6 protein-coding genes and 2 pseudogenes are annotated in these 12957 nt (G+C 68.5%); 4 read left to right on the plus strand and 4 right to left on the minus strand.

What is annotated here, in order from left to right:
* Both ACZ4SA_RS33870 and ACZ4SA_RS33875 read right to left on the minus strand, forming a co-directional pair.
* Nucleotides 1–626, minus strand: a pseudogene (locus ACZ4SA_RS33870) (hypothetical protein); the annotation flags it as partial.
* Nucleotides 623–2683: a P-loop domain-containing protein gene (locus ACZ4SA_RS33875; protein WP_468281778.1), complete on the minus strand. Its 2061-nt coding sequence runs from the start codon at nt 2681–2683 to the stop codon at nt 623–625. The gene ACZ4SA_RS33875 and the pseudogene ACZ4SA_RS33870, both read right to left, overlap by 4 nt.
* Before the next feature lie 267 nt (nt 2684–2950).
* Here ACZ4SA_RS33875 and ACZ4SA_RS33880 point away from each other — a divergent pair, with 267 nt between their 5' ends.
* Nucleotides 2951–4930, plus strand: a complete 1980-nt coding sequence (locus ACZ4SA_RS33880) for a dynamin family protein (RefSeq protein WP_468281780.1) — start codon at nt 2951–2953, stop codon at nt 4928–4930.
* A 232-nt stretch (nt 4931–5162) separates the two neighbouring features.
* Here ACZ4SA_RS33880 and ACZ4SA_RS33885 read toward each other — a convergent pair whose 3' ends face one another.
* Nucleotides 5163–6287, minus strand: a complete 1125-nt coding sequence (locus ACZ4SA_RS33885; protein WP_468281790.1) for an IS1380 family transposase — start codon at nt 6285–6287, stop codon at nt 5163–5165.
* Nucleotides 6254–6589 carry a hypothetical protein gene (locus tag ACZ4SA_RS33890; protein ID WP_468281792.1) on the minus strand — a complete coding sequence of 112 codons (336 nt, stop codon included), beginning with the start codon at nt 6587–6589 and terminating at the stop codon, nt 6254–6256. Before ACZ4SA_RS33890 ends, ACZ4SA_RS33885 begins: the two co-directional genes overlap by 34 nt.
* 118 nt (nt 6590–6707) lie before the next feature.
* Between ACZ4SA_RS33890 and ACZ4SA_RS33895 the strand changes: the two genes are divergently transcribed.
* The 3 genes and pseudogenes from ACZ4SA_RS33895 to pglX form a co-directional block, all read left to right on the plus strand.
* Complete coding sequence (locus ACZ4SA_RS33895; RefSeq protein WP_468281782.1) at nt 6708–7127, plus strand: hypothetical protein; 420 nt, start codon at nt 6708–6710, stop codon at nt 7125–7127.
* Between the two features lie 69 nt (nt 7128–7196).
* Nucleotides 7197–11924: a BREX system serine/threonine kinase PglW gene (gene pglW / locus ACZ4SA_RS33900; protein WP_468281784.1), complete on the plus strand. Its 4728-nt coding sequence runs from the start codon at nt 7197–7199 to the stop codon at nt 11922–11924.
* A pseudogene (gene pglX / locus ACZ4SA_RS33905) lies at nt 11921–12865 on the plus strand (BREX-2 system adenine-specific DNA-methyltransferase PglX); the annotation flags it as partial. The gene pglW and the pseudogene pglX, both read left to right, overlap by 4 nt.
* Nucleotides 12866–12957 lie beyond the last annotated feature (92 nt).

Here is a 12957-nt window from a genome sequence, read left to right on the forward strand (position 1 = left end):
TTTCCTCGTAACTCGGTGGCGGCCACGGCGGTGACCACATCGCTGTGGCCCGAGAGGGTAAGGGAGGCGAGCCCTGTGGCCAGGTCCCAAACGCGCAGAGTGTTGTCTCCGTTTCCGGTGACTGCGACCCGCCTGTCGTCCGCCGTGGTCAAGGCCATTACTCCCCATGCATGGGCGTGGCCGGAGAGGACTGCGGTACTCGACGCGGACACCTGGGAGCCGGTCGCCCAGCGAGGCCGCCAGCCAGTACCGCGAGCGAATTCGGCGCTGAGCGCTCGCGCCTGGAACCGCGCCGAATCCAGCGCAAGGACCTGCCGACGCTGCGCCGAAGAAAGGCTGCGGTGCAGAGTAAAGGAGGCGCGGTAAACAGCAGCTGAGAGTCGTGCGTGGTCCGTGGTCGCCTCGTGCAGGACGGAGTGCACCCCGTCCGGTTCGCCGTGTACCAGAAAGTCGGGATCCTCGAGGAGTTCGTTGACTCTGCCGGCCTTCGACGCGTGATGGGCTGCGTGACGCAGCACGTAGGGGTCGGCAACGTGCCATGCGAGGAGACCTGCGCCGCCACGGGGGACAGACCCGAGCAGTTTCTCGTAGACAGCCGAAGCAAATAAGGAGGGCGTGTGGTTCATGAGACTCGGCCGTTCTCCAGAGAACCGTACGCCTCAGCTCTAAGCTGCTCGGATAGCTCCTCGTGGAAGAGCCGGAAGAGTGTGGTGCCGTCCACGTCGACATCGCGGCGCAGGTAGAAGCGCGCTGCGGTGAGTGCGGCGCGGACTTCCCCTAGCGGCAGCGGCTTGGCCTCTTGCCGGGTTGGCGCGAACGCTGCGGCAACGTGAGCGATGACACGCTCGGGCATTCCGAGACTTTCGGCATGTGCCAAGGCTGAAAGAACCGGTAGCAGTTGGGGCTGGTCGTCGCGGCGCGCGAGGTCGAGTTGGAAGAGCGCGTGGAGATCTAGCGGTACTGCGAGGCCGAGTTCGCGGGCGGCTGCCGCGTCCCGCTCTACCGGCCGTTCCAGGACCGCCCGCACGTAGAGCCCAGCTACCAGGAATTCTCCCCAGCCTAGCGGCCTGCTCCCGTTGCGAGCCTCGGTGGAATCGTTCACGCCAGTGAGCCTGGCGGCGATTCCCTCGGCGAGTGCCTGAGCCGCGTCGTGCGCGGACACGTTGCTGTAGCCGGTGTCGACTGCAAGCAGATCAACAACGTACTGCCGCAGTGCCTCGTAGAGTTCTTCCACACAGCCCAAGTCGAGGTTCACCAACGTGCTCATCTCCTGAGCCAGACTCAGTAGAGCGGTGAAGTCGGGTCGCTCTCGCGTCCCCACCAGCAACCGCAGACCGGCCTCTTCTTCAAGCGCAGCCCGGGCAAGCGGCAGCAGCAGCGCCTGAGCCACGTCCGCCGGGCGCTCAGCCTCGTCGAGCGCGTCGACCACGAGCGTGTGCGCCCGCCCTGACCGGGCACGCGCGAGTCTGGTCAGCCCTTCGGCGTCCCAGCCGCTCGGGCGGTCGAGGCCGCCTGCCCCCATCTGTCGAGCGAGCGAGGCGGCGATCTGCGACAGATTGCGGCGCCGTGCATGAACGACGGCAAGCCTGTCATTGCGGCCGGGCTTGACTTCCAACGGGAACCACAGAGCTTCCGCGACGTCGCGCAGTTTGGGGTGAGCCGCACTGACCAGAACGCCGAGCAAAGCTGACTTGCCTGAGCCAGGTTTTCCGGTGAGAAGTCCGAAGCCTGGCCCCTTGCCGTTCAGCCAGCCGCTCAAGGAGCGGACTTCGCGGGTGCGGCCACGGAAGTATCCGCGTCCCAACCCTCGGTCCAGCGCCTCGGAGCCTGCTCCCCGCAGCATGAAGTGACGTGGGTCAAAAGCCTCGTCAAGCAAGGAGGCCACTGCCACCTCGACGTCCGGTAACACAGGCGTATCTACCTGATGCCAGGGGTTCGGGAAGAAAGGTAGGTCATCCAGGCACGCCGTCATCGGAACCCGGCTCACTTCGATCTGCTGGTCGAAGCCCTCGACCGCGTTCAGCTTGGTCACCGCACGGTCGATTTCCCGGGCGATCGTGGGCAGCGGAATATGGGCGTGCGACGGATCCACGCGCAAGTTGCCGTCGAGGTATCGGTGCAGTACAGCATGCGTAGCCCGACTCAAGCGGTAGTCGAATGCCTTGTCGTCCCGCCCGGAGGCTGCGATGACCCAAGCCCGTCGGTGGTTGACCCGCATCCTTTGGTGCCACGAGAGCGTCGCCGCGGCACCGGAGTGGCAGAGATCGAGGAGAAAGAGTGTTAGCGGCCGCTTCTTGTCGCGATGCGATTCAATCAGACTCATCCAGGCCGACACCGGATCGTCAAGGTTCTTGCCGTCGCTGCCAACGACGTGCAACTCACGCTCGCCGTCTTGGGCTAGCCTGCCATGAGCCACGATGTGCACGACCAGCACAGAGGTACTTGCAGATGTCACCGCCTTGCGGATGTCATCCCCGGGGCTTTCGGGCAAGCTTCCGACACTGCCCTCTTGGTATCCGAACCTCTGCAGAACCTCGGACATCAGTGCGGCATGCTGCGGCGCCTCGACCAGGGAGTCCAGTGCACCCAGGGGTGCTAAGCCGTCCTCGTCCTGAGACTCGACGGGCAGGCCAACAGCCAGCACCATCCTCCCGGCGCCGGCTTGATCACTGTTGTCGCTCACATCGTCCCCCACCTCGATGGTCAGAGGATAGTGAGTCACTATGAGCCAGGCTGAGTTTGTTGGGAATTGCCCAAACCTGCGTCCCGTGGACCGTTCCTGCGGCTCGACACGTGGAAAGCCTGTGTGCGCACGCAGGGTATGGGACGCTGAACCTTCGGCCGAGGCGCACGTGCGCGGCGGCTGGACACGACGAGGGCATCCTGCTCGGCGGCGGATGCCTTGCAGACGACGTCGACTGTAATGCTGCGCGGAGCAAGGTGGGGAGAGATGTCAGAGAAAACGCTGGCTGGCCACATCAGCGCGAAAACTGAGGAAGCTCCCAGGAGGGCTGCTGAGGCGATCGACGGCCTCTCAAGGGATGCCACTGACCTTGGCATGCTTCACACAGCGGAACGTCTATCGAGTGCAGCACAGGCCCTGCGTTCGGATATCTTTACGCTCATCGTGGTGGGCCGCTTCCAGAGCGGCAAGTCGACACTGCTCAACGCCTTGCTCGGAGAAACCACCCATACTGTCGATTCCAGCGCGGTGCAGGGACCGATTGTCATGGGCTGCTCCCCCTCGGCATCAGTCCTCACCAGTGTCTGGTACAGCAATGAACCAACGGTGGAGGCGGTACACAGAGACGGCCACCGGGAGGCATGGGACTGGGAGCGCTACTGGCGGGAGTCCGCCGCCTCCGTTGCCGAAGGAGATGCGGGCCGGAGCCTGGCGAACATTCGGGAGTTCAGGGTCGGCTACCCCGCCACCGTGTGCCAAGCAGGTGTGTCTTTCGTCGACACCCCAGGGCTCCAACTGGACGATCTGCGCACCAAGGCGACCTACAGTGTGGGAGAACACTGCGACGCTGCCATTGCCGTGTACGACTCCGAGACCTTGGTGGGCCGTGACGAGCTGGCTCAGGCTGAAGCCCTCGCGAGGACCGGAGTGCGCGTGTTCACGGTAGTGAATAACATCGGCGGCCGTGCCGATGAGGAGCTGCCTGGGTATGTGTGGAACCGGTATGTGTACAGCCACTGGGGCGGCCCGAGGTACACAGGCCAGGACTTAGCTACGCACGACATCTTCATCGTCGACGCCGAGCGCGCCCGGAAGGGCCGCCTCACGGCAGACTCAGGAGAGATCGCCGCGTCTGGGTTACCAGCGCTGGAGGCGCGACTGGCCGATTTTCTGCTGAATGAGCGGCACGACGCCCACCTCGCCAGATACGCGAGAGTAGCTCTTCTCGGCGCCGACGAACTCGACGAGCAGCTGGCCGGGCGCATCGCCGCCACACAATTCGACGGAGAGCAACTGCTACGAGCCTACAGGGAGCTTCTGCCCTCCCTGCAGAAGCTACATAGCCGACCGCAACGCCTCTCTAGGTTCTTCCCTCGGTACTCCGGGCGAGCCGTGGACGCCCTCGTCGCTAGCTTCGAGAAGGAAATCGACGAGCTTCGGCTGGAGCTTCCCGCCCATGTGGAGGATCTGGACCTCGACCTCGGACGAATCACTGGCGTCCTGAAAGCGAAGCACGCCAACGAGACCGTCGGCAAGGCGATCAACGAGCTGGTAACGCACCGCCTCAGTACATGGTCCGAAGGCATGGCAAATGCGGTCCTAGAGCCAATCCTGGCTGACCTGTGCCAGGAACTGCAAGCAGAGGTCTCAAGTCTGGAACGCGAGATAACGGCCGTCCGACTCCAACTGGGCTGGGAGCAGTTGCCGTACGACCGCGCCACTGCTGGTCCGTCCCGGATTCTTGCCTCGATCGCTGGCTTTGCTTTAGGTGGCGTAGGCGCCGGACTCGCAGGCTGGGTGGGCGGGTGGCGTGGCGCTGGGGGAGGTGTAGGAGCAGCGGTAGCACTGCTGCTCGGTGCGGTCGCCGGCGGCCCCTGGATGGTGCCGGCGGTCGCCGTGGCGAGCTTTCTGACCGGCATCGGGGTCGGCAGCCGACAGCTGGAGGAACGTATGAAACGCTCAGCAGTGGAAGTGGCTGATGAGTGGCTTCGTCGACTCCCCGGCCTGGTGCTACCCGACCTCACTGAGCAAGTACGGTCCAGATTTGAACAGTTCAGAAAAGAGTTGATCACCCACCTCGAGGCTGCAATCGAGGAGGAGGAAGAGCAGATCCACCGGGCGGTGGAGGATGGTAAGGCCGGGCAGGCGCAACGTGAGGTCGTCCTTGCCCAACTGCAGGCGATCCGGGCCCGCGTCACCGACCGACGCGCGGTGCTGCTTCGGGTCGTGGCTGCTAGCCGCCCCTGAGTACCCGCATTGCGGTCGGCACCCCTAGCGGGAGGACTGACGCAAAGGCGTGCTTTGGCCTCGATTCGTCAGTGGGGTTCGGCCGTTGATCGGTTCGGTGGTTCGCCCCGTTTGTCCTGCGTGATCGCGGGTGTGGCCGTCGCGTGACGCTGCGGCTGCGCCGGGGTTCCACGTCTCCCGGAGTGGTGCTCGGTCTCTCCTTCCTGGTCTTTGTCGGGGCGGAGACCGGCCGTCAGGTGACGGTCGATAGTGCGGTGAGCCGCTGCCAGCAGGTGGTGAACGCGGTCGCCCAGGGCCAGGTGGCCTCGATACGGAGCCAGCGGCAGCGGGCATGCTTCGCCATGCGGGCAGGCAAGTGGTAGAGCCGGAAGCGCATGGTGTCGATCTCGGCGCCGGCCAGGTCGTCGGCATCGTGCAGGCCCAGGAGGCGGACCCAGGCGTCGAGGTCGGCGGCGAGGTTCGCGGTGAGCATCCAGCCGCGATTCACGTCCCAGGTCTTCGATGGAAGGTTGTGCAGGCCCAGCGCCTTGTTCGTCCGCACCCGGTCCTCGACCTCGGCGTGATCGCGGTGGAGGGCGTCGAGGAACTGAGGCTGGTGGGAGCCGGAGATGCCCCACATCCGGCCGATGTTGGCGGCGGTGATGCTGTAGCGCCAGCCGGTCTTCTTCTCGAAGTCGGTCAGCTTCTTGATCTGCCGGCCCGAGGGTCTGACCCGGCGAACGATCAGCCGCAGGCCGTCGGGCCAGCCCTCCCGAGTGTTCAGGCCGGTCAACTCGGCTACGAAGTAGCCGTCTTGGAGGGTGCCGTCCTGCTTGAGCGAGGTCTCCCACGCCTTCTCGGGCAGCTTCGCAATCGCCTTCTCGTCCTGGTCGGTGATCTTCCAGCCGACCGAGAAGCGCACCGTGCGCCGGCTGGCGTTCAACGCGATCAGATGCTCCAGCAGGCCGTGGGTGGCCCCGGCCCCGTCGACGCGGACGAGGAGCTTGGCCTGGCTGGAGTGCGGTATCTGCTTCAGTGCCGCGGCAAGGACCCGCAGGTGGTCGGCGACTGTGTTGGCGCCTGCATTCCCTTCCCGCAGCTCCATGGCCAGGCACTCAGCGGTGTTCGCGCACCAGGCGGCCAACGGATGGAAGCCGAAGCTGCCCTTGAAGGTGGCCGCCGCCCGTTCCTTCTTCGAAGCGGCGGTGATGATGGTGGCGTCCATGTCCACCACGATCCAGCCCTTCAGGTGCCGCCCCGCGACACTCAGCCAGGGGAAGCCGCCGGGCCGCAGGTGCAGCAGCGACCACACATGCCGGCGCACCTTCCTCCGGGCTCTCGCGATCAGCGCCAGCGCAGTGTCGTCAAGGCCGGCCAGCGTCCGGGGGGTGGTGGAGTCCGAAGCGGACGGCCGAACAAGCCCCGGTGGTGCAGACCGAGTTGTTCGGCATCGCTCAGATTCATCGCGCCGAGCACGATGGCCACCGCCAGCTGGACCACCACCGTCGCCCGGTCGCGCCAGCCTCGCCCGACACCCACCGGCAGCACGGTGGCGAGAGCACCGGTCAGCCCCACCTTGTCCGCGCACCGGCGCAGCAGTACCGCCCCAGCGTGTCCGACCAGCCCCTTGCCGTCGGCCCGCACACGCAGCCGACGGTCCCACCCTGTACGCTCGCTCACCAGAAAGGTGCCCTGACTCTTGTGCCGGATACGACGTAGACACTCCCATCCTCGCAGGTCAAGGCACCTTTTCTGCTATCGGAACGTCAGATCGATCAATTCCGCTGAATCAGCCGGGTTGAGTGAACGTTCCGCCTGGGCGGAGAGCCTGGTGCATCTCGCCGAGGACCTGGTCGCCGCCGACCGCGGGAACGTCGAGATGATCGTCGGGTGCGCGGCCACGCCAGGCGAGACCGACCGCGCCGGCGACCCACGGCTCATCGACGTCGTCCTCGTGGGCCACCACCCCGAGGAGAGCGGGCTGTCCGTCCAACTCGTCGAGCTCAAGCGGTGGTCGACGGTGACCCGGGTGGAGCGAGCCACCGCGGAGCTGGTCCGCGTCCCCGGCATGGTTGCGCATTCTCGCCCGAAGGCGTTGGCGAGGCTCCACGATATTGGTGGTCCGCGCACCATAAGTCACCAGAGTCGGGCGATAGGAGGGGAATGTCCCGTACTCCCGTCCTTCACCGTCTCTTTTCATGGCACGGCCAGCCACTAGGATCTGGCCCCGGGGTCTGAACCATGGGGAACGGCGGCCCTTGCAGGACACGACGAGCGGGGAACAGGCATGCGGGAAGGCCGGTGGGTCACGGTCACCGAGTCCGAGTTCGATCACGAACGCCGCGGCCTGGAGGCGATCCGGGAGAAGCTGCCGGACTCCGACCCCTGGCGTGCCTGGTCGAACTTCACCTTCACCGCCAACACCGGCCACGTCCGTGAGGTCGACCTGCTGGTCGTCGCCCCCGGCGGCGCCTGCATGATCGAGCTGAAGGACTGGCACGGCTCGGTCACCTCCGAGAACGGCACCTGGGTGCAGACCACTCCCGGTGGCCGCCGCCGTACGCACGGCAATCCGCTGCACCTGGTCAACCGCAAGGCCAAGGAACTGGCCGGCCTGCTCGCACTGCCCGGCAACAAGCGCGTCTGGGTCGCCGAGGCCGTCTGCTTCACCGACGACAGCCTCCGAGTGCGCCTGCCCGCCCACGACCAGAACGGCGTCCACACCGTCGACGAGCTGGTCGAGATGCTGGGGCAGCCCCCGCGCGACGAGCGGCGCCGCATCACCGCGATCGGCTCGCGCGAGATCGAGGCGGCCCTCAAGCACATCGGCATCCGCAAGAGTGACGCGCAGTACAAGGTCGGCCCGTACGAGCTGGAGCGGAAGTCCTTCGACTCCGGGCCCACCTGGGCGGACTACCTCGCCCGCCACAGCGACCTCCCCGAGGCCGCCCGCGTCCGCATCTACCTCAGCGAGCGCGGCTCCGACGCCTCCCTGCGCCAGTCCGTCGAGAACGCGGCCCGTCGTGAGGCAGCGGTCCTGGGCCGTTTCAAGCACCCGGGCGCGGTCGAGCTCAAGCAGTACTTCCCCTCCGGCCACGCCGCCGGCCCCGCGCTGATCTTCGACTACCACCCGGACACGCTGAAGCTGGACGAGTACCTGGTCCAGTACGGCGAGAAGCTGGACATCCTCGGCCGGATGGCGCTGGTCCGCCAGCTCGCCGAGACCATGCGCTCCGCGCACTCCAGCCGCATCCACCACCGGGCCCTCGCCGCCCGCTCCGTGCTCGTCGTCCCCCGCCCGCGCGGCAGGAAGGGCCGGGCGGTGGGGGAGGAGGCCGCCTGGCTCACCCCGCAGCTCCAGATCTCCGACTGGCAGATCGCCACCCAGCGCAGCGGCGACTCCTCCCAGGGGCAGGGCATGACCCGCTTCGCGCCGACCGCCCTGTCGGCGCAGCACGTGGCCGAGGACGCCGACGCCTACCTCGCCCCCGAACTCACCGCCCTCAACCCCGACCCGGTCCACCTCGACGTGTACGGCCTCGGCGTCCTCACCTACCTGCTGGTCACCGGCAAGGCCCCGGCCGCGAGCCAGGCCGAGCTGCTGGCCCGCCTGGAGGCGGGGGAGGGCCTGCGCCCCAGCTCCCTGGTGGACGGCCTGTCGGAGGACGTGGACGACCTGGTCCAGGCCGCCACCGCCTACCGGCCCGGCCAGCGCCTGTCCAGCGTGGACGAGTTCCTGGAGCTGCTGGAGGTCGTCGAGGATTCCCTCACGGCCCCGGCCCAGGCGGCCACCGCCACGGAGGGGCCGGCCGACGGGGACGACGAGACCGCCGCCGACAAGGACCCGCTGGAGGCCGTCGCCGGTGACGTGTTCGCCGGCCGGTGGGAGATCCGCCGCCGCCTCGGCACCGGCTCCACCAGCCGGGCCTTCCTCGTCCGCGACCTTCAGGCCGAAGCCCGCAGGAACCGCCCGCTGGCCGTGCTGAAGGTCGCGCTCTCCGACAGCCGCAGCGAGATCCTCGCCCGCGAGGCCGAGGCCATGGGACGCCTGCGCCCCCACTCCGGCATCATCCGCCTCGTCGAGCCGGAGCCCCTGCACATCGGCGGCCGTACCGTGCTGGCGCTGGAGTACGTCGGCGACGAGCGCGACGACGGCGGACAGGGCGCCGAGGGTGGCGCACGTCCGCGCCGCCGTGAGGAGACCGTCGCCCGCCAGCTCCGCGAGCACGGCCGCCTCCCGGTCGACCAGCTCGAGGCGTACGGCGACTACCTCTTCGGAGCCGTCGACTTCCTGGAGGGCGAAGGCGTCTGGCACCGCGACATCAAGCCCGACAACATCGCCGTCCGCGTCCGCCCCAACCGCACCCGCGAACTCGTCCTCATCGACTTCTCCCTCGCCGGCTACCCGGCGAAGAGCACCAACGCGGGCACCGACGGCTACCTGGACCCCTTCGTCGACGTCATCACCCGCGGCTCGTACGACTCGCACGCCGAGCGGTACGCCGTCGCCGTCACCCTGCACCAGATGGCCTCCGGCGAGCTGCCCAAGTGGGGAGACGGCAGCGTCCTGCCCCGCATGACCGACGCGAAGGAGTGGCCGTACCCGACCATCGCGGCCGAGGCCTTCGACCCGGCCGTACGGGACGGGCTGGTCACCTTCTTCCAGAAGGCCCTGCACCGCGACGCCGGCAAGCGGTTCCCCGAGCTGAAGCCGATGCGGGACGCCTGGCGCAAGGTCTTCCTCGACGCCTCCCAGACCGTCCCGTCCAGCCACCGCTCCCGCCACCCGGCCCCCGCCGCGACCTCGGGGGAGGGAGTGTCCACCGAGGGCGCCGCCGCGGTGGCGATCGCGGACGCCGAGCCGGAGACCGCCGAGCAGCAGCGCGACCGCCTCGCCGCCGAGGTCACGCGGGACACTCCGCTGACGGTCTCCGGACTCACGCCCGCAGCCCAGTCGTTCCTCTACGGCCTGGGCATCACGACGGTCGGCGAACTGCTCGACTACAGCCGCCGCAAGCTCGTCAACGCCCCCGGCCTGGGCGCCAAGACCCGCAACGAGGTCCAGCAACGGCAGCGCGAGTGGGGCGAGCGGCTGCGCGAGATCCCCGTCTCGCCGCTCACGCCGAAGGGCCGCGCGGAGGCGAAGGAAGAGCTGGAGCAGCTCACGGCGGCGGAGTCGGCCTTGGTGGGCCACCTCGCGACGGGCGAGTCGGCGGGCGCGCTGCCCGCCCGCACGCTGCGCTCGGTCAGCCTCGACACCCTCGCCACCGTCTTCGTGCCCGCCGTCAACAACAACGGCTCCAACCGCAACAAGGCGGAGATGGTACGGCTGTTGCTGCGGCTGCCCGACGAGCACGGGGTGCTGCCCGACATCGGGGTCTGGCCGAAGCAGAAGGACGTCGCGGAGGGCCTTGGGCTGAGCCACGGCCGTATCCCGCAGATGCTGAAGGACGAGCGCAAGCGCTGGAAGGCGGAGCTCGCCGTCCAGGCACTGCGCGAGGAGATCATCGACCTGCTGGTGGGCATGGGCCGGGTCGCCTCGGCGGTGGAGATCGCGGATGCCTTGGCGGTCCGGCGCGGCACGCATCTCGCCGGGCGCGAGCAGCGGCGGGCGATGGCGCTGGCGGCCGTACGGGCCGTGGTCGAGGTGGAGCAACTGGCCCCTCAGGAAGCCGAGTTCCAGCACCAGCCGAACCGCAAGGCGACGGACGAGTCCCTGGGCGCCGGCCTGCTCGCGCTCGACGTGCGGGAGGACGACGGTCCGGACACCCCGACGGCGCCGGGCTTGCTGGAGTACGCGACTCGTCTGGGCAAGACCGCTGATCGGCTTGCCCGGCTGGACACCCTGCCGACGGCGGCGACGGTGCTGGCCGAGCTGGGCGCGCTGACGGTGCCGCCGGGTGCGGTGGACTGGGACGAGCGGCGCATGGTGGAGCTGGCGGCCGCGGCGTCGGTGAATGCCGCCGCTACTCCGCGCCTGGAGATCTATCCGCGTGACCTGTCGCTGGTGCGGGCGCTGCGGCTCACGCAGGCTGGGCTCGTCCGCTGGATCCCGGGTATGCCGGAGGGACAGCAGCCGGGCCTGACCGGCGAGGCCGTGCACGAACGGGTCCGTGCCCGCTTCCCGGAGATGGTGGTTCGTGACGGGCGTGGCGGCACGACCCACGAACTGCCGACGGGTGGCCCGCTCACCAAGGCGTTGCGTGACGGCGGCTTCGAACTGTCGCTCAGCATGCACGAACACGAGGGCGTGCTGCGCTACCTGCCGACGCGGGTCGACGACGCGTCCAGCTACCTGACGACGGGTGCGTGGCGGCAGTCGACGCGTACGGGTGCGGTGACGCGGTACGCCGACGATCCGCAGCTCGCGGGCGCCGTGCACGCGGAGGAACGGCTGCTCGCGTCGGCCCGCCGGGACGGGTTCCGGGTGCTGACCGTCGGACAGCGGTCGGTGCGGGAGGCGGTGGCCGGGCTGGGCAGCGAACGCCTGGGAGCGGAAGTGGTCTCGGTGACCGAACTGTTCCTTGAGGCCCTGCACGCACAGGTCACGCCGGGCACCAAGCCCACCTGGGAGACCCTGCTCAAGGCGGACGCCGCCGAGCCGGGCTCGAAGGGCGCGGTGCGGTTCGCGGAGTACGTGCGGACGGCGTGGGGGGCGGTGGAGCCCCGGATCGCGGAGCTGCTGGGTAACGGTGGTGGGGCCGGTGCTGTCGGCTCGGTCGGTCCTGTGCTGCTGACGGAGGCCGGGGTGTTCGCGCGGTACGACGCGATGGGCGTCCTGGACCGCCTGGCGTCGGCGGCCCGGCGGGGCGGGCGGGGGCTGTGGCTCCTGGTCCCGCAGGCCGACCCGTCGCGCGAGCCCCGGCTCGGGCAGGTGGCCGTGCCGTACCAGGCCGGCCTGGGGGAGTGGATTCAGCTTCCGGACACGTGGGTGGGCAACGCCCATCGGGGGTCCGGCGAGGGCGCGGCAAGTGCTAGTGCGAGTGCCAGTGGTATCGAGGGAGACGCGAAGTGATCGACCGCAAGGCTCTGTTGAACGACCTGAAGCAGCAGGTCAAGGCGGTCGAGGCCGACCTGGGGCGCCAGGTCAAGGCGCTGGGGGATGTCGGCGCGCGATTGAGGGCCGAGTACGACCAGGCGCGCAAGCTGGGGCGTACGGCGGCGACGTGGACCTCGTGGCTGGACGAGCGGGTCACGCAGGTCGCGGTGGCGTGGGTGCTGGGGACCGTGTTCGTACGGTTCTGCGAGGACAACCGGCTGATCCCGGAGCCGTACCTGACGGGGCCGGACGGTGACCGGCGGGAGCTGGCGGAGTCGCGGTACGACGCGTACGTGGAGTCGGACGAGGACCCGACGTACCGGGGCTGGCTGGAGAAGGCGTTCGAGGAACTGGGGCAGGGCCAGGCGGGACGGCTCCTCTTCGACGAGCGGCACAACCCGCTGTACCAGGTTCCGCTGTCGCATGACGGGGCGCGGGACTTGGTCGAGTTCTGGCGGGGGAGGGATGAGGCGGGAGTCCTCGTCCACGACTTCACCGACCCGCTGAACGAGGACGGCACGGAGGGGTGGGACACGCGGTTCCTGGGGGACCTGTACCAGGACCTGAGCGAGGCGGCGCGGAAGACGTATGCGCTGCTCCAGACGCCGGAGTTCGTGGAGGAGTTCATCCTCGACCGGACGATGAATCCGGCGGTGCGGGAGTTCGGGTACGAGGAACTGAAGATGATCGACCCTACATGCGGGTCGGGGCACTTCGTGCTGGGGGCGTTTCGGCGGTTGGTGCGGCTCTGGGCTGAGGGACAGCCGGGGCGTGATGTGCATGAGCGGGTGCGGGCGGCGCTGGACTCGGTGCACGGCGTGGACGTCAACCCGTTCGCGGTGGCTGTTGCTCGGTTCCGGTTGTTGGTTGCGGCTATGGCGGCGGGTGGGGTGCGGACGCTGGGGGAGGCGGGGCAGGGTGATTGCAAAGTCTGAGGTTCTGGGGGCGGTGCTGGTCAGCTGAGTCCGAGGAGGGCCAGTGGCCGTTCGAAAGGGCGGAGAGACATCTC

The organism is Streptomyces sp. NPDC027962 (assembly GCF_055566095.1).